The sequence below is a fragment of the Roseospira visakhapatnamensis genome (assembly GCF_014197915.1).
Lineage (GTDB): Bacteria > Pseudomonadota > Alphaproteobacteria > Rhodospirillales > Rhodospirillaceae > Rhodospira > Rhodospira visakhapatnamensis.
Genome location: NZ_JACIGK010000032.1, coordinates 1 through 16610, shown reverse-complemented (window position 1 = coordinate 16610; position 16610 = coordinate 1). Strand labels below are relative to the sequence as shown.

Below are 16610 nucleotides of genomic sequence, written 5' to 3'. Positions count from 1 at the left end.
CCTCAGAACGGGATTTCGTCCTCGAGGGACTGCCGCTGCATGGACTCCTGAAAGCCGGTGACGCAGGCCTCGATCAGGTGGTCGATCTCCGCCGGAGTGCGGTCGGCGAACGGCGCCATCAGGTTGAGCTCGGTCAGCACCTCGGCGAAGGGGCGGCGGGCATCCTTGATCGCCTGGGCTTCCATTTTGGACTTGTCGATCATGCCGAGCCCTTTCGTCGCCATGGCGCTACCCCGATCCAGGCAGCGCATCGAACAGAAGTGATGCCATGGCGCCGCCGGCCGGAGCGGCCGGAGCCCGAAGCCGCGGGTCTGACGACCGCACACGGCACAGGGCGCCCGCGTCATCCCACCAGCAGGCGGGCCATCTCGGCGTCGTCGCCGATCCGCCAGGCCACCTCGGCCCGGGCCAGGATGCCGGCGGAGATGGCGGCTCCGGCCATGCGCTCCAATTCGCCCATGGTGAGGGAGCGGATGGGACGTCCCAGGGCACCCCGCGTCTCCAGCCAGTCGGCGATGGCGTATGCCCCGGCCCGGGTGATGGCGGCCTGTTTCTCGTCCTCGGTCACAACCAATTCGGCTTGGCGCCGCCACCCTGGGCGGCCTGCTGACCGCTTGTTTGCCCCCCGGTCTGCTGCCAAGCGGGAGGCGCGGAGTTGTGAGCGCTGGGGACGGCGGTGTTGCCCCACGCTCCGCCCTGCGGCTGGGTCCCGCCCTTCGGCGTGCGCGGCTTGGCGTCCACGGGGCGCGGTTCCACCTCTTCCCCGCGCGTCAACGGGTCGTACTCGGGATCGCCGGGCACAACCACGTTGGCCAGTTTATTCTGGTCCTTGTACTGGGCGCTGGAGGCCGGCTCGACCATGATCCAGGCGTAGAACGCGATTCCGTCCAACGCCTTCAGGCTGGGCAGGGTGCGCTTCTGCTTGGCTTCGGCACCGTCGTCCTTGGGGTTGATCCCCAGGGCGGACTCCACCATGGCCCGGATGGTGGACTTGGTGATGTTCCAGCCGATCGACTGGCCGTTCGCATCGGCCTTGCCGCCGGCCACGGTCAGCAGCTGCCAGAACTTGCGCCGGTCGAAACGGCCCCCGACTACGGTGAACTCGCAGTCCAGCATCTTCACGTCGCTGTTCTGCGACGGTTTCAGCAGACCCCGGTCATCGGGCGTTGGGCCGTCCACACCCCCCGGGCGCAGGGTCAGCTTCACCTTGGCGAAGGTGCCATCGGGGATCAGGTCACTGGCCGGCGCCATCTGCGGGCCGGCGTCGTTGAGATCGAGCATGTCAGGCGCTCCAGGACGTGGTGGAAGACGGCGACGGGCCGTCCTGATTGATGCGGGTCAGCAGCGCGCCAAGGTCTGGCGCCTCGGTCTCGTCCAGCTGACCGGAACGGTCCTTGGCCGGCAGGCCGTAGCGGTTGCCCGCGCGGCAGACGAGCCGGCGGCCGTCCGCCTGTTCGTCCAGCACCCAGCCGGTGCCGTCGGTGTCCGGCCGGAAGTGGTGCATGCTGATGACCTGGTCGACGATGCCCGGCAGTTCGCGCATGACCTTCGAGCCCTCGGTCTGTGGTTGCCAGTGCACCGTGCCGTAGTCGTCGGTCACCTTCTCCAGCACGCCGACGAAGATGACCGTGCGGCCCCGGGCGTGCTGCAGGTGCTTCAGGGCGGTGATGACCTCGCGGCCCAGCAGACCGTAGGCGCCGCGCACGTCCGGCTGTCCGGTGCGCGCGGAAAAGGCCTCCGGCTGCTGCTTGGCCCAGACCATGGCCTGTCGCGTCAGGTCGGTGATGGAATCCACGAAGATGATTGAACGTTCTGCCAGCGCGGCCAGCACGTCGTTAAGGCCCGCATCGCGGTAGGTCTGCACGATGTGGGCGTGATGTCCGGCGGAATAGGCCTCGGTGTCCGGCTTGGCCGGATCGGCTCCGCCGATCAGGATGGCGAGGTCCCGGAAGTCGGTGTAGGCGCGCACCGGCAGGCTGACGCCGGACCAGTGGCGCAGCGGCTTCATGCCGGCCTCCAGGTCGATCACCAGGGACCGTTCGCCCGGCAGCGTGCTGGCCAGGGTGGTCTTGCCCACCCCGGCGGGGCCGAAGATGGCCAGCGATGTGGTGTCGTAGGCGCTGGAGGCGCGCTGGTCGGCGGTGACGAGGGAGACGGGCATGTCCGTCGGGCTCCTGGGCCTGGGAGTGTGGGGTGGGGCGGCGGCGCGGGCGGTGCCGGGCGCCGGGGGAGCCTGCCCGCCCTTGCGGAACGGGCGGCCCGCGCCGCCGGCCTCAAGTGATCAGGCTTCTTGGTCTCCGAGCGTGTAAGTTTGGGTGGCACTGAAAAGTCCATCTCCAACGGGGATGATCAGACCTTTTCGGATCAGAAAGAGGTAGTCACACATCACGCACCCCCATGGTCCGCATGACCTTGGGTTGGCTCCCGGCACGCAGCAGGACGTCGTCGGCATCGCCGACGACCTGCATCGCCCCCATGCCGACGACCAGGCCGATCAACATCGACCCCGCCACCAGGTGGCCTGGTCTACGTGCCGTTCTGCCGCCCGCAGGTGCCGGGCGGCCATCCGCCGCGCTAGCGCCCGGCCCAGCGGCGCCCAGATCCGGTTGGCCAGCAGCGCCAGCGCTCCGCACATGATCGCTCTCCCTGATGTCCCTGCGGATTTCCTCGATGCGCAGCGCCACGACGGCGAGTTGCGCGTCCAGCGTGCCTTCGTCGAGCACCGGGCCAAACAACCAGGTCAGCCAGTTCTCGCCCATGTGCGCGGCAATTAGCGCCAGGCTGTCGGGCGACGGCATGACGCCTTCGCGCCAGCGGTCGACGGTCTTGACCGGGACCCCGAGGATCCGCGCCAGGGCCTTTGCTGGACAGCGACGGACCCAGTTCAGGAAGCGCGCGCGGACGGCGTCGATGGCCTCGGTCACGTCACCTCCGGAGAGCGGCGAACCGCCTGACGGTGCCAACGTCATCCCATGCATGGGCGATCCTCCCCCTGTCGTGGCGTGCCTGGACCGGGCACAGTGCGGGTGTCAGGTATCAGGGTTTAGGGCCTGCCAGTGGCGACCGCCTCGCGCGTAGACGGCGTCCGCCCGTCGTTGCAGGGCCTCGGCACGGCGTTCCAAGCGTTGGCCGCGCCCGTCGTACCAGCGCAGCGCCAGGGTGTGGACAAGGCGACGGAGGGCGTGCGGGACGGAGAGAACCGGGATGTCGGGGACCAGCAAGATCATCGGGGGCATGTCAGGCGGCCTCATGGTGCAAAGGGTGGACGGACATGGATCGACTCCTAAACTGGTGCATCCCGCGATCCGCACTGAAAGGGCTGTGTCATGTGGACGTTCCGAACCCCGGTCGGGACCTTCTGGATCCGGCGCCGAGGACGGGTGTTCGTTCTTGGCGTCGGCAACGAGGACCTGGGCACCTATCCATCGCCCGAGGCGGCGGCCGACGCCGTGGCGTCGCGCTGCACAACGCACTCGCCCTGGGACGACTCCGCCGTTTGGCAGGGGCAGGAACCAGACTCGCTTTCGGATTGGTCCTCTGGTTGATCGGAAAAGGCCGTGTCCCGGTCATCGGCTGCCATCAACGCAGCCGTTTCCGGGTCCATCTCGCGCAGGCAAGCCACCAACAACGCCCGAGGCACGACCACCAGACCAGCGCGTCTCAACGCCCGCATGGCGGCAAGGCCGATCAGTGCGCGGGCGCACCACTCCCACCGACCCAGCACGTCCAGCAGCGGCGTGGCCCGTCGGCGATAGCGCAGTGGGTCCACGGGGATCGCGAACCCCGTGATGGGGCACACCGTTGCCTCGCGCTGGACCTTCGGATCCGGACGCGGGAACACCACGTTGGCCGTCGCCTCGGCGTCGGCCAAGCGAGCAGTCATGGCCCGAAGGGTCAGGTTCATATTGGCCATGTCTACGCGGTCTCCGGCTCCGAAGGGGTAAGATGGGAATCGGCGCGATCGACGTGTCTTCGGAGGCACGGCAACGCAGTCGCCAATGCGATACGGGTCTTGTTCTGTGGGCGCCACGACCGGTCGTGGATGAACCGAAGGGCGCTATATTTGAGGCCACAGACCAGCGCCACGCGACGGCGCGAAAGGCCGTGGGCATCCATGATGGAGCGGAATTCACGCAACAAGTCATCATCGTCGCTCATGGTGGGCGCCTCCTTTGACCGAGATTTTGCACATATCGGTAAATTTTGGCAAGCAAAAATTAGCGCAACTCGACAGGTGCGATTTGCACAAGTCGGCGCATGATGTGGTTATGGTCAACGGAGATGAAAAAGCGCGTCGCTTCAGGCTGCGCGACAGAATACGGCGGGCGATTGATGAGTCGCCCTACAAGTCACTGCACGCGTGGTGCAAGGCATACGGGATATCTCCCTCCGGGCTTTACCAATTTTTCCGGGACCCGATGAGCCGCAATCTGGGCATCGATAAACTCAGGGAAATCAGCCACAAGGCCGGCCTTCCCCTCGTGGATCTCGTTAATGACAGTCAAAGTGAGAGAGATGACGCTAGGCGACTCATGCGGATCTTGGAGTCTGTGCCTCCGTCACGCCGCGCGGCGTTCCTGGATGGCCTTGAGGCGCACATAACCGCTCTGCTAGAGCCTCCGCCGCAGCAACTGCCTCCGCCCGACGAGACTTGGGAAGGCGAGAAATGATATCCCTAACTCGACGTTCTTCGTCTGAAGACAGGGCCATTCTTTCCTCCGCAAAAGAACACAAGGTGAACATGGGACGTTGAACGTCTCAGGCCCAGGACAAACAATGCTGCCCTACGATGTGTGTGCCTTGCGCAGGATATATGACTTGAGTCTCACGTCCGCGATTCAGCCGCACTTCGGCTTTCATTGGTGCCCCCACGGTACACAACTTGCTACCCCATGCATGCCTGTACGGGCATGGGGTGCGGCAAAGGATGACGATCCAGCGCTGTGCGATGTGGGTGCATCGCGGGTCGTGGGGCGGGAACCCCACGGCCTGCCCTATTACTACGGGTAGCAGGCGCTTCATACTATTCATCCAGATCGAGCTAGGTCAACCCCTACAGGTGAGCGGGCATCCCTCCTCGGCAGCAATATTTGCACATATCGGTAAATTTTTGCTTGCCAAAATTTACCGATATGTGCAAAATCTCTCCATCACCCAGGCCCCCGATGGGAGTCCCCGCCATGTCCGCTTGCCGTTCCTCCGGCGCCGCTAGTGCCCTGCCTGATCCTGCCGCGTCCGCCCCGGCCCTTTTCGCCCTCATCCCGGGTGAGGGCGTCCGTCTGACCGAGGCCGGCTACGACGCCGCTTACGACGCCGCGCGCCGGGCGACCGGCTGCACGAAGGCAGTCATCGACGCCATCGTCATGGAAATCTGCGCGCCGGATTGGGCGCTGAACCATTTGATCGAGACGGCGCCCTCTTACTGGCCGACCTTTTCCGGCCACCGGGCCGCCCTGATCGGCGCGGCTTTCAATGCGGCCAATGAGGTCTTGGGCCTGCCGCGGCGAGCGCACGTGATCGTCGAGACGCCGCCGTGCTGGTGGCGCGTCGAATACGCCTGCCCCGACTGCGGCCACACGTGGTCCGAGGTCTGTGACGACGAGCCGGACGCGTGCCCCTGTCACTGCCCCCGCTGTGATGGCTTGGGACCGCCTCTTCATGCCGAGCCGGTGGACGAACCGCCCGACGAAGCACCCGCCCCGGATGCCGTCTGCATCCCCGGCTGCACCCTGGTCCCCACCGCCGAGCCGGGGGCAGGCGCGCCGATGACCAGCCTTTGCCGGACTTGGGACCGCGCCGTCGTCACCAGTGACGACGCCCTGGCCCTTTTGGGCGCATGGCAGGACCTGGGGCCAGACCACCGCCGCCAGTTCCTCGAGTTGATCCAGACCACGGTGCGCCTTTGCCAGGCCGCCGATCCGCAGGGGGAGGGTTGACCCATGACCGTCACGTCCCTCCCGTATCACGCGGAGCGCATCGAGCACTTGCACCGGGAGCGCAGTGGCCTGCAGGCGGCGGTCCGCGCCCTGCGGAGCGACATCCGCGCCGGAGATATCGCCGAGGCCGACGGCGCCGAGCGGATCGCCCGGCTGAACGTCGAGATCGCCCATGTGCGCGCCGATCTGGCGGCGGCCGAGGCCGCCGTCGTCGAGGATGGATTCAACCTCTACACGTTTCGGGACGTCCTGCGCCTGCGGCGCATGACCGCTTGCGCCCGCGCCGAGCACGACACGCTGTTGGCGATGTACCGCGACGAACTGGGAATCGCCGCCGAGAGGGCCGGCCGATGACCGCGCGCGTGATCGTCGCCGAGGGCACGGCTCTTGCCGCCCTGTTCCTGGTGCTCGGGCTTTGGGCGATCCTCGGGCACGCGGTCCTGGGTCCCGATGTCGCCGGCCTGCCCGTGCCCTACGGGATCGTCCCGGCGCTGGAGCCGGGATCATGAGCCGCGCCGAGACCTCTTCGCCGGACGAGATAGCCCAGCGCCTGCAAGCGCTCGCAGACCGGATCGCACGCGGCGAGATCACGTGCTACGTGCTCGTGATCGATGATCCGGACGCAAGCCACATCGAGTCCCTAGGGCGTTGCTGCTGCGCACCCCACGCGGTGCAGCTTGTCGCCTGTGCCGCAGAGTGGGCCGAGGAACTAGCCCCCGACCTGGGCGTCATCGGCCGTGCTCTCCGGGCCGCCGCGTCCGAGCCGCAGGGCGCCCCGATCACCAAGCACTGAGGAGCCCGCCCCATGACCACACGGACCATGGTCCCCGATGCCAGCCTGCGCCACCTGGCGGTGATGGTCGCCATCACCACTCAAGGGCATCCCCACACGGTGCGGAGCCTGGCGCGGGACCTCGGCATGTCCAAGCCAGCCACGTGCCGAGCGCTGGACCGGCTGGGTCACCAGGGGCTGTTGATGCGCCAGCCCGATCCCACCGATCGCCGGTCGGTGCTGGTGGTGCCCACCGCCGAGGGCCGCGACTGGCTACGCCGTGCCGCCCAGGACGTGCGGGCGTTGCTCGCCGACGCGGTCGCCGAGGCCGCCTGATCCCTACCCCCACCACTCCGGAGAGCTGCCATGAGCGATCCCACCACCACCGCCCACCGCACCTTCAACACGTTCCTCGCCGACGTCGAGGACGGGCAGATCCACAACGAGCTTACCGACGACCTGCGCGAGCTGGTTGCTACGCTGCACAACGTTGGCATGGAGACCGGGGGCAAGGCCGCCGGGGAAATGTCCATCAAGCTCAAGCTGAAGCTGGATGGGCGCGGCATCGATGTGGTGGCCGACATCGCCACCAAGAAGCCGAAGATGCCGCGCCGTCGCACCACCTTCTTCGCCACCGAGGACAACCGCCTGACCCGTAACGACCCGCGCCAGCAGGCTCTGCCGTTCAAGACCGTGGAAACCGCCCCGCCCGAAACCAAGGCCGTCTAAGGAGCCCTGTTCATGTCCACCGAAACCCAGACTGAAACCGCCGCCCTTGCCGATTTCATGGTCAACCATGTCGGCCTGGAGATCCTGGCCGAGGACCTCACCGACAAGCCGATCGCCGTCGTTCCCCAGGGCAAGCGCCTGGAGAGCTTGAAGCCGTTGCTGGACGAATACCGCGCCCGGCCGGAGCGGATCAGCGGGCGCAGCGAGCACATCACCCTCGACAGCCTGATCGAGCACATCAAGGCTCACGACACCACCGAGACGGCGGTGTTCATCTCCCGCGATCCGGCCCGCGCCGTGGCGGTCTACGACTACATGAGCGGCACCGGCACCGCGACCGGCATGGATGCCACGCCGAACTGGCGCGGGTGGCGTGCGACTCACGAGTTCCCGCTGTCGCGCGAGTGGAAGCTGTGGAGCCGGGCCAGTGGCGAGAAGATGGGCCAGGGCTCTTTCGCGGCCTTTGTCGAGGATCGCATCCTCGACGTCCTGCCGGCGCCCGATCTGACCGCCGTCCCGGAGACCGAGAGCGACAAGCGCTTACACGAGCTGGCGCGACTGCTGGACGGCACCTTCGCCGGGCCGGAACGCATGATGGAACTGGCCCGGGGGCTGGTGGTTCACGAGACCAGTCGGGTCGGCGCGGTCATCAACACCAACAGCGGCGAGGGCTCCATCGTCTTCGAAGAGGAGCACACCGACGGCGCCGGCCAGAAGCTGACCATCCCCTCGCTGTTCTGCCTCGCCATCCCGGTGTTCGACCAGGGCACGCGCTACCGGATGGTCGCCCGCCTGCGCTACCGCAAGAGCCGCGAGGGCCTGAGCTGGTGGTTCGACCTGCAGCGGGTGAAGGAGGTGTTCGACGACGCCTTCCAGGACGCCGCCACCCGCATCGCCGGGGACACCGGCGTGCCCGTCTACGCCGGCATGCCCGAGGAACCCGAGTCCCTTTAGCCCCTCTTGCCGTCGCGGTTCCGCCATCTGAGCCGCGACGGCACCGCCTCCGGAGCGCCCGTATGACCTGCCTCGCCCTCTCGTCTTTTTCTGCGTCCCGCCGCGCTGGCGAGTGGTTGCAACTGGCCAGCGGGCGGCGCTGGTGGCCGTTGGCGCCGCGCGTCGAGGACGTGTGTTGGCGCGATATCGCCGACGGCCTGGGCAAGATCGCCCGGTTCGGCGGCGCCACCCAGGCCGCACCCTATAGCGTGGCGCAGCACTGTTGCCATGTGGCGGCCCTGCTGCCCCCGGACCTGCGGCTGTATGGCCTGTTGCACGATGCACACGAGGCACTCATGGGCGTGGATTGGCCCGCGCCCATGAAGCGCAGCGCCCCGGCCGACGTGCAGGCGTGGCTGAACCGGATCGCCGACACGACGGACGCGGTGTTGTGGATCGCAGCCGGCGTGCCGATGCCCTCGGCGGAGACCCTGCGCGCCGTGCATCAGGCGGACATGGTGGCGCTGGCCACCGAGCGCCGCGACCTGCTGGTCCCCTGCGGGGTGGACTGGGTCCAGGAACTGCCGCCACCGGACACCACCATCCTGCGGCCCGAGCCCTGGTACCAGGCCGCCGATCACTGGCTGACCATGCTGCGGAGCCTGTTGCCGGCCGATGCGCCGGTACCCGCCTGATGACGGAGGATCGGGACCATGACGCCGAACCAGACCCTGCCGGATCGGGTGTGGATTCACCCGCACAGCTATCTGTGGCACGCCGAGCCGCTCCCGGAGGCCCGCACCTACATCGCCGACGACGTGTTGGCGGAACTTTTGGATGCGGCCGACAACGTGCTTGAGGACTTCATGGACGTGATGGGCGATCCAGAGGCGCTGTCCATGTCTCTCGACATGGCCAAGAGGGGCCAACCCTGCATTGATGGAGAGGCGGAGGGCGTCATGACCGCTGCTCGCCGCCACCCCGACCTGTTCAGCACCTCGCCACGCATGGCGGTGGGCGAGGCCATGGACCTGACCGTCCAGTCGCTCCAGGCCTACGGTCCGGCGCACGATCACTGGTGCGTCGCATGGTCGGGCGGCAAGGATTCAACGGCCGCCCTGAGCCTGCTGGTCAGCCTGCTGGAGAGCGGCACGCTGGATCGTCCCCGGTCGCTGACCGTGTTCTACGCCGACACGCGCATGGAACTGCCGCCGCTGGCCATCGCGGCCCAGGGGATCATGGCGCGGCTGCGCGCGCGCGGCATTGATGTCCAGGTGGTGCGGGCGCCGCTCGACCGGCGGTTTCTCGTGTACATGCTCGGGCGGGGCGTGCCGCCGCCGAACAACAACACGCTGCGCTGGTGCACGCGCCAGATCAAGGTGGACCCGATGGCGGCGGCCATCGCCGAACGTCTGGCCGGCCTCGACGGGTCCGTGCTGATGATCACCGGCGTGCGGCAGGGCGAGTCCGCCATCCGCGACCGGCGCATCGAAATGTCGTGCAGCCGCGACGGCGCCGAATGCGGGCAGGGTTGGTATCAGCAGGTCCTGCCCCACGCCAGGGGCATCCGGGGGCGCGTGGCCACCCTGGCGCCGCTGCTGCACTGGCGGGTGTGCCTGGTGTGGGACTGGCTGCGCATCTACGCGCCCATGCCGGAATACGGCGGGTGGGAGACGGCGGCTCTGGCCGACGCCTACGGCGGCGACGAGGCCGAGGAGATCAATGCCCGCACCGGCTGTGTCGGCTGCCCGCTGGCGCAGCGGGACACGGCCCTCGACGCCATCCTGGCCCAGCCGCAATGGGCCTATCTCAAGCCGTTGAAGGGCCTGCGGCCCCTGTGGCGCTGGTTGCGCGAGCCGCGGCAGCGGCTGCGCAAGCCCGGCGCCGAGCGCCTGAAGTCCGGCGCCCTCGCCAAGAACCCCCAGCGCATGGGGCCGCTGACCCTGGAGGCCCGCCGGGCGGCGCTGGACATGGTGCTGGACATCCAGGGCGACGTGAACACCCTTGCGCGGCCCCGGGGCCGTCCGGAAATCGACATCCTGAACACGGAGGAAACGGCCCGCATCCGCGCGCTGATCGACGCAGGCACATGGCCGAATGGGTGGGCGGGCGACGAACCGCGCGCCGACACCTGGATGGACACCGTTTACCAGGACGGCACCGTGCAGCCGCTGTTGGAGGGGATGGGGTCATGACCGCCCGCCGCCTCGCTCCGCACGAACTGCCGGACTGGCCCCGATCGATGGGGCTGGAACTGGCCGCGGCCTACGTCGGGCTGTCGCCCAGCAAGTTCTGGGGAGAGGTCAACAAGCAGGGCAGTACCGCACCCCAGCCCATCGCTCTGACCGCCGGCCGGCGCGTCTGGCTGAAGGAAGATCTGGACGCCTGGCTGGACCGCGCCGCCGGTCGGGTGCACGACGAGGCCACCGGTAACGCCTGGCTGAATTCTTTGAAGGCGGGCGCAGCATGACTCCTGTCCCCCTCGCATACCTCCAGGTCTACACTTCGCGCGGGAAGGTCTACGCCTACTACCGGCGCGGCAAACGGCGAGTGCGGATCACGGATGTCGACGGCAAGCCCGTGGTGCCGGGCGACGCGGCGTTTGTCGCGGCTTACCAGCGCATCCACCAGACCTTCGAGGATCAGGGCCGAACCGAGCGCCGGCCGGCCGCCGTCGGCACCCTGGCCCACCTGATCGATCACTACCGGGAGTCGGCCGATTTCAAATCAAAAGCCCCGAAGACGCGGAAGGACTACACCGGCTACCTGGACCTGTTGAAGCAGAACCACGGCCACTTGCCGATCAAGACCATGCCGCGCGAGTTCGTGTTAGCCTTGCGCGACAAGTATGCAAATACCCCCCGAAAGGCGAACTACATCCTGCAGATCCTGAGGCTGTTGTTCAGCTACGCCGTCGATCGGTCCAGCACCTTCGGAGTGACCGTTAATCCGGCCGCGCGCCCGAGACGGTTCAAGAGCGGTGACGGCCATCGGCCCTGGGAAGAAAGTGAAGTGGCTCTTTTCCGAGCGCGCTGGCCGCTCGGGTCCTGGGAGCGGATCGCGTTCGAACTGGCGTTGAACACCGCGCAGCGGGGCGGCGATGTGCTGGCCACGACCTGGGGGCATGTCGAGGGGGGCGCCGTGCGAGTGCACCAGCAGAAGACCGGAGCTCATCTCGGCTTGCCGGTGAGCCGCGACTTGGCCGCGGCCCTGGACGCTTGGCGCCAAACGCGGAGCGGTGGCGAGCCGGACCGGGAGTCCCGGATTCTCGGGACCATTACCGTGGATCGCTTCCGGCACCGCATGGCGGCCTCGTACAAGGCAGCCAAAGTGAGCGACGTCACGACACACGGGTTGCGCTACACGGCCGCTACGAGGGTGTACGAGCTACTGGGGGACTGGGAAGGGGTCGCCGCAATCACCGGACATGCCACCATGCAGATGGCGATGAAATATAGTGCCCAGCGTCGTGCGGCACGGCTGGCTATTGACTGCCTTGACGCGGCGACGTCGGAACAAAATGTGCGGAACGAAAAAAACGGGAACGGACCAGCGAGTGTCTAACGCCCTTTTTGGGACTGTCTAACATCCTGTTCGCCGGCCCATAACCCCTTGAAAACTGGCGCGCCCGAGAAGATTCGAACTCCTAACCTTCTGATCCGTAGTCAGATGCTCTATCCAGTTGAGCTACGGGCGCCTTGCATTACCTGCCAGAATAACGACACCGGGTGTCACGCCAAACAGCGATCAGGACCGGTGTGTCGTCCGGCGAGGGGCGTGTAATACTGAAAACCTGGGGTCGGCGCAAGAGGTAACGTGATCGGCCAGACGGTCTCCGGATGGGCCGGTACCGCTTCTGGGGCGCACCGATATGCTCTTCATCCTGGAGGTGCGAGGCACCTGAAGGATTTCCATCCCGAGGCAACCCGCGACCTGTGACTCCGAACCCGGTGCCGCAAGCGGGATGATCGGGCGGTTGCGGCGGGCGGCCCGGGCGCGGTATGGCTCCCCCATGGCCAAACCCCCCAGCAGTCGTTTTGTGTGTCAGTCCTGCGGCGCCGTCCATCGCAAGTGGGCCGGACGCTGCGATGGGTGCGGCGAGTGGAACACCCTGGTCGAGGAGGCCCCTCCGGAGGCCGTGCCCAAGGGGGTGACGGCCGGCAAGGGCGGCCGGCGCATCGGCTTTGTCGGCCTGAAGGGCGAGGGCGCGACGCCGCCCCGGCGCTCCACGGGGATCGGTGAACTGGATCGGGTGTGCGGTGGCGGCCTGGTACCGGGATCGGTGCTGCTGGTGGGAGGAGACCCGGGCATCGGCAAATCCACCCTGCTGTTGCAGGCGACCGCCGCGCTGGCGACGCAGGAGGCGCCGCCGGTGTTGTACATCTCCGGCGAGGAGGCCATTGATCAGGTGCGGTTGCGCGCGGCCCGTTTGGGGCTTGAGGCGGCGCCGGTGCTGCTGGCCAGCGCCACCAGCCTGCGCGACATCGCCGCCAGCCTGGACGGAACCGAGGCCCCGGCCGCGGTGGTCGTCGACTCGATCCAGACGGTGCACGCCGATACCCTCGATTCGGCGCCGGGCACGGTGGCCCAGGTGCGCACCTGCGCCCACGAGTTGATCCGTCTGGCCAAGCGGCGCGGCTTCACGCTGTTCCTGGTCGGTCATGTCACCAAGGAGGGCACGCTCGCCGGCCCCCGGGTGCTGGAGCACATGGTGGATACCGTGCTCTACTTCGAGGGTGAGCGCGGCCACCCGTACCGCATCCTGCGGGCGGTCAAGAACCGCTTCGGCGCCACCGACGAGATCGGCGTTTTCGAGATGAGCGACCGGGGCCTGCTGGAGGTGGACAATCCCTCGGCCCTGTTCCTGGCCGAGCGGCGGGGCAACGTCTCCGGCGCTTGCGTGTTCGCCGGCATCGAGGGGAGCCGGCCGCTGCTGGTGGAGATCCAGGCCCTGGTGGCGCCCTCGGGCGGGGGCTCGCCGCGTCGCGCCGTGGTCGGTTGGGACGGGAGCCGGCTGGCGATGGTGCTGGCGGTGCTGGAGGCCCGGTGTGGCCTTGCCTTGGGCGGCAATGACGTTTATCTCAACGTGGCAGGTGGTTTGCGGATTCAGGAGCCGGCCGCCGACCTCGCCGTCGCCGCCGCGCTGGTCTCGGCGGCCAGCGGGACCCCGGTGCCCGCCGACATGGTGGTGTTTGGCGAGATCGGCCTGTCTGGCGAGGTGCGGCCCGTGACCCAGGCCGGTGGGCGTGTTCGCGAGGCGGCCAAGCTGGGGTTCTCGTCGGTGTTGATGCCCACCACGCCGGAGCGGGGGGGCGGTCGCCGTCCCGGAGGGAAGGCCCGGCCCGGGCAAGGCACCGGAGACGGGGGACCCTCGGCCGGTTCGTCCCGAACCTCGGAGGCCCGGGCCACGCCGGGGCCGGCGGTGCGGGCGATCGGTCACCTGCAGGATTTGGTCGGCCTGCTGGGGCCGGACGCGCGGGCGGATGCCGACGCCGGCACGGGGGCGCGAGAGGAAACGACGGATGAGCATGGATAGCTGGCCGATCAACCCCGTGGACATGGGCGTGCTGCTGATCCTGCTGATCTCGGCGATCCTGGCGTTCTTTCGCGGGTTCGTGCACGAGGTCATGGGCATTGGCGCCTGGATCGGCGCCATCCTGGTGGCCGTCTACGGCCTGCCCCTCGTGCAGCCCTACGTGCGGCCCTACATTCCCATAGAGTGGGCGGCCGACCTGACGGCCGCCGTGGCGCTGTTCCTGGTGGCGCTGGTGGTGTTCTCGATCATCACCACCCTGATCGCCCGCCGGGTGCAGGACAGTGCGCTCAACAGCCTGGATCGCTCGCTTGGGTTCCTGTTCGGCCTGGCCCGGGGCGCCCTGGTGGTGATCGTGATCTATGTGTCCGCCTCCTGGCTGGTACCGCCCGAGACCCAGCCGCGTTGGGTGCGGGAGGCGCGCAGCATGCCCATGATCCGGGATGGCCAGGAGGCCTTGTACGCCATGCTGCCCCCCGCGTTGCTGGCCGAGCAGGAGCGCCTGCGCCGGCAGGCAGGCGAGGCCGCCGCCGGGGTCAACAATGCCCTGGATGCCCAGCGGGCGTTCGAGGACCTGCGCCAGCCGCGCCCCCAGGCACCACCGCGTCCGGGGGTCGAGGGCTACCAGCGCGACGAGCGCCAGGAGATGAACCGACTGATCGAGAGCACTCAATGAGTCCAGACACAGGCCCGGATCCCGTCGCGGGTCCCGTCGCGCCGACCCCCGCGGTCTCCCATCGGCCTCCAGTCAGGGGGAGGCGCGGGCAGGGGGCCCCGTCGCCGGCGTCCGCGCCTGTGCCCGCGCCTGTTTATGCCCTCGACCCGGGCTCGGACCGCCTGCGAGAAGAATGCGCGGTCTTCGGCATCCTCGGCACGTCCGATGCCGCCGCGCACACCGCGCTCGGTCTTCATGCCCTCCAGCATCGCGGCCAGGAGGCCACCGGCCTCGTCGCCCACGACGGCGAGCGCTTCAACGTGCACCGGGGGCTGGGCCAGGTGGCCGACGTGTTCGCCAAACGGCGGGTCATGGACGGGCTGGTGGGCAACGCGGCCATCGGCCACAACCGCTATTCCACCACGGGCGCGCCCAACCCGCGCAACATCCAGCCCTTGTTCGCGGAACTGGACTTGGGGGGGGTCGCCGTCGCCCACAACGGCAACCTGACCAATGCCATGACCTTGCGCCGGGAGTTGATCGGCCAGGGGAGTATTTTCCAGTCCACCACGGATACCGAGGTCATCCTCCACCTGATGGCCCGCGCGAAGGGCCGCGTGGTGGACCGGCTGGTGGAGGCGCTGTTGCAGGTCGAGGGCGCCTACTCCCTGGTGCTGTTGACTCAGCGCAAGCTGATCGGGGTGCGCGATCCCTTCGGCGTGCGGCCGCTGGTGCTGGGGCGGCTGGGCGACAGTTACATCCTGGCGTCCGAGTCCTGCGCCTTTGACATCATCGGCGCCGAACTGGTGCGCGACGTGGAGCCGGGCGAGGTGGTGGTCATCACCGAGGAGGGCCTGGAGAGCGTGCGGCCGTTCCGCCGGGAACGGCCCCGGCCCTGCCTGTTCGAGTACGTCTATTTCGCCCGCCCGGACAGTGTGGTGGGGGGCCGGAGCGTCTATCAGGTGCGCAAGGCGATCGGCGCCGAACTGGCCCGGGAGGCGCCGGTGGACGCGGACGTGGTGGTGCCGGTGCCCGATTCCGGGGTGCCGGCGGCCATGGGCTTCGCCGAGGGCGCGGGACTGCCCTTCGAACTGGGCATCATCCGCAATCACTATGTGGGCCGGACGTTCATCGAGCCCACCAATGAGATCCGTCACCTGGGGGTGCGCCTGAAGCACAACGCCAACATGGCGGTGTTGAAGGGCAAGCGGGTGGTGCTGATCGACGATTCCATCGTGCGCGGAACCACCTCGGTGAAGATCGTGCGCATGGTGCGCGAGGCCGGGGCCGCCGAGGTGCACATGCGGGTGGCCAGCCCGCCCATCCGCTTCCCGTGTTTCTACGGCATCGACACGCCGGAAAAGGCGGATCTGGTGGCCAGCCACATGAGTATCGAGGGCATGGCCGGCTACATCGACGTGGACAGCCTGGCCTTCGTGACCCTGGACGGGCTGTACCGGGCGATGGGCGAGCCCGGCCGCGATCCGATGGCCCCGGCCTTCCTGGACCACTATTTCACCGGGGACTACCCGATTCCGCTGGTGGACGAGGAGGGGGGCAGCCGCTCGCGCCAGCTCACGTTGCTGCGCGAGGCGGTGTAAGGACGAGGCGCGGCCCTGGACGAAGGTCTTTCGTTTTTTGGTTCGGTGCCTCTTGCCACGGGTCAGTTTTTCCGAGGGAGAGACTTGACGCGGGCGTCGTGGCGTGATTCGACCGAGGGGAACCGAACCCCGAGGTTTTGATGGTTGACATAGATGGGCTGAAAGAGGCTGTGGAAGAGGACATGCGCCGTCGGCTTCCCCGGCAAAGGGTCACGCAAAGGCGCAAGCTCTCGACACTGGTGGCGACACTCCTGCAGGAGCAACACGTCAACCTGATGGCCCTTGGCTGCGGCCTTCCGCTGGAGACGGAGAACCGGGCCAGCCGGTTTCAATGGATCAAGCGGGTTCTGGCCAATGGCCTGATCGATCCCGCCGAGGTCATGGCGCCGTATGCCCGCGAGGTTCTGGAGCGGTCGAGCGCGGGGGGCGTTCAACCGATCGTGATCATCGA

General features: G+C 67.9%; 23 protein-coding genes, 1 tRNA gene and 1 pseudogene. 16 read left to right on the top strand and 9 right to left on the bottom strand.

Annotation, left to right across the window (positions count from 1 at the left end; all coding sequences use genetic code 11):
* Positions 1-2: 2 nt before the first annotated feature.
* From GGD89_RS16620 to GGD89_RS16585, 8 genes are all read right to left on the bottom strand, one after another.
* The gene (locus GGD89_RS16620) at positions 3-203 is read right to left on the bottom strand and encodes a DUF6511 domain-containing protein (RefSeq protein ID WP_246423187.1); all 201 of its coding nucleotides are present in this window, start codon (positions 201-203) and stop codon (positions 3-5) included.
* 140 nt (positions 204-343) lie between these two features.
* The gene (locus GGD89_RS16615; protein WP_184047568.1) at positions 344-568 is read right to left on the bottom strand and encodes a hypothetical protein; all 225 of its coding nucleotides are present in this window, start codon (positions 566-568) and stop codon (positions 344-346) included.
* Positions 565-1281, bottom strand: a complete 717-nt coding sequence (locus GGD89_RS16610) for a hypothetical protein (protein WP_184047565.1) — start codon at positions 1279-1281, stop codon at positions 565-567. The genes GGD89_RS16615 and GGD89_RS16610 overlap by 4 nt, the downstream gene beginning before the upstream one ends.
* A gap of 1 nt (position 1282) precedes the next feature.
* A complete protein-coding gene (locus GGD89_RS16605; protein WP_184047562.1) occupies positions 1283-2161 on the bottom strand; it encodes an ATP-binding protein in 879 nt (292 codons plus the stop codon).
* 217 nt (positions 2162-2378) lie between these two features.
* Complete coding sequence (locus GGD89_RS16600; RefSeq protein WP_184047559.1) at positions 2379-2978, bottom strand: hypothetical protein; 600 nt, start codon at positions 2976-2978, stop codon at positions 2379-2381.
* A 51-nt stretch (positions 2979-3029) separates the two neighbouring features.
* Positions 3030-3236, bottom strand: a complete 207-nt coding sequence (locus tag GGD89_RS16595; protein ID WP_184047556.1) for a hypothetical protein — start codon at positions 3234-3236, stop codon at positions 3030-3032.
* Positions 3237-3418: 182 nt separating this feature from the next.
* Entirely contained in the window at positions 3419-3913 is a 495-nt protein-coding gene (locus tag GGD89_RS16590; protein ID WP_184047552.1) for a hypothetical protein, read from the bottom strand.
* A gap of 2 nt (positions 3914-3915) precedes the next feature.
* On the bottom strand, positions 3916-4158 hold the full coding sequence (locus tag GGD89_RS16585; protein ID WP_184047549.1) for a hypothetical protein: 243 nt from the start codon (positions 4156-4158) through the stop codon (positions 3916-3918).
* A 14-nt stretch (positions 4159-4172) separates the two neighbouring features.
* Between GGD89_RS16585 and GGD89_RS16580 the strand changes: the two genes are divergently transcribed.
* The 12 genes from GGD89_RS16580 (at position 4173) to GGD89_RS16525 (ending at position 11934) form a co-directional block, all read left to right on the top strand.
* The gene (locus tag GGD89_RS16580) at positions 4173-4670 is read left to right on the top strand and encodes a hypothetical protein (RefSeq protein WP_184047547.1); all 498 of its coding nucleotides are present in this window, start codon (positions 4173-4175) and stop codon (positions 4668-4670) included.
* A gap of 510 nt (positions 4671-5180) precedes the next feature.
* Positions 5181-5936: a hypothetical protein gene (locus GGD89_RS16575; protein WP_184047544.1), complete on the top strand. Its 756-nt coding sequence runs from the start codon at positions 5181-5183 to the stop codon at positions 5934-5936.
* A 3-nt stretch (positions 5937-5939) separates the two neighbouring features.
* Positions 5940-6290 carry a GapR family DNA-binding domain-containing protein gene (locus GGD89_RS16570; protein ID WP_184047541.1) on the top strand — a complete coding sequence of 117 codons (351 nt, stop codon included), beginning with the start codon at positions 5940-5942 and terminating at the stop codon, positions 6288-6290.
* Positions 6287-6445, top strand: a complete 159-nt coding sequence (locus GGD89_RS16565) for a hypothetical protein (RefSeq protein ID WP_184047538.1) — start codon at positions 6287-6289, stop codon at positions 6443-6445. The genes GGD89_RS16570 and GGD89_RS16565 overlap by 4 nt, the downstream gene beginning before the upstream one ends.
* Positions 6442-6729, top strand: coding sequence for a hypothetical protein (locus tag GGD89_RS16560; RefSeq protein ID WP_184047535.1), 288 nt, complete (start codon positions 6442-6444; stop codon positions 6727-6729). Before GGD89_RS16565 ends, GGD89_RS16560 begins: the two co-directional genes overlap by 4 nt.
* A gap of 12 nt (positions 6730-6741) precedes the next feature.
* The gene (locus GGD89_RS16555) at positions 6742-7044 is read left to right on the top strand and encodes a MarR family winged helix-turn-helix transcriptional regulator (RefSeq protein ID WP_184047533.1); all 303 of its coding nucleotides are present in this window, start codon (positions 6742-6744) and stop codon (positions 7042-7044) included.
* A 30-nt stretch (positions 7045-7074) separates the two neighbouring features.
* Positions 7075-7437, top strand: coding sequence for a hypothetical protein (locus GGD89_RS16550; RefSeq protein WP_184047530.1), 363 nt, complete (start codon positions 7075-7077; stop codon positions 7435-7437).
* A gap of 12 nt (positions 7438-7449) precedes the next feature.
* Entirely contained in the window at positions 7450-8391 is a 942-nt protein-coding gene (locus tag GGD89_RS16545; RefSeq protein ID WP_184047527.1) for a DUF2303 family protein, read from the top strand.
* A 62-nt stretch (positions 8392-8453) separates the two neighbouring features.
* A complete protein-coding gene (locus GGD89_RS16540; RefSeq protein ID WP_184047526.1) occupies positions 8454-9065 on the top strand; it encodes a hypothetical protein in 612 nt (203 codons plus the stop codon).
* An 18-nt stretch (positions 9066-9083) separates the two neighbouring features.
* Positions 9084-10565 carry a phosphoadenosine phosphosulfate reductase domain-containing protein gene (locus GGD89_RS16535; protein ID WP_246423186.1) on the top strand — a complete coding sequence of 494 codons (1482 nt, stop codon included), beginning with the start codon at positions 9084-9086 and terminating at the stop codon, positions 10563-10565.
* Complete coding sequence (locus tag GGD89_RS16530) at positions 10562-10840, top strand: helix-turn-helix transcriptional regulator (protein WP_184047523.1); 279 nt, start codon at positions 10562-10564, stop codon at positions 10838-10840. Before GGD89_RS16535 ends, GGD89_RS16530 begins: the two co-directional genes overlap by 4 nt.
* Positions 10837-11934 (top strand): site-specific integrase, encoded by a 1098-nt coding sequence (locus GGD89_RS16525; RefSeq protein ID WP_184047520.1) that lies wholly within the window; start codon positions 10837-10839, stop codon positions 11932-11934. Before GGD89_RS16530 ends, GGD89_RS16525 begins: the two co-directional genes overlap by 4 nt.
* A gap of 56 nt (positions 11935-11990) precedes the next feature.
* On the opposite strand, the gene GGD89_RS16520 is transcribed toward GGD89_RS16525, so the two are convergent.
* A tRNA-Arg gene (locus GGD89_RS16520) sits at positions 11991-12067 on the bottom strand.
* A gap of 315 nt (positions 12068-12382) precedes the next feature.
* On the opposite strand from GGD89_RS16520, the gene radA reads away from it, so the two are divergent.
* The 4 genes and pseudogenes from radA to GGD89_RS16500 form a co-directional block, all read left to right on the top strand.
* Positions 12383-13906, top strand: coding sequence for a DNA repair protein RadA (gene radA, locus GGD89_RS16515; protein ID WP_184047517.1), 1524 nt, complete (start codon positions 12383-12385; stop codon positions 13904-13906).
* Positions 13893-14579, top strand: coding sequence for a CvpA family protein (locus GGD89_RS16510; RefSeq protein ID WP_246423185.1), 687 nt, complete (start codon positions 13893-13895; stop codon positions 14577-14579). Before radA ends, GGD89_RS16510 begins: the two co-directional genes overlap by 14 nt.
* 119 nt (positions 14580-14698) lie before the next feature.
* On the top strand, positions 14699-16159 hold the full coding sequence (purF, locus tag GGD89_RS16505) for an amidophosphoribosyltransferase (protein ID WP_343058636.1): 1461 nt from the start codon (positions 14699-14701) through the stop codon (positions 16157-16159).
* Between the two features lie 182 nt (positions 16160-16341).
* Positions 16342-16610 (top strand): annotated as a pseudogene (locus tag GGD89_RS16500) (IS4-like element ISMmg3 family transposase); the annotation flags it as partial.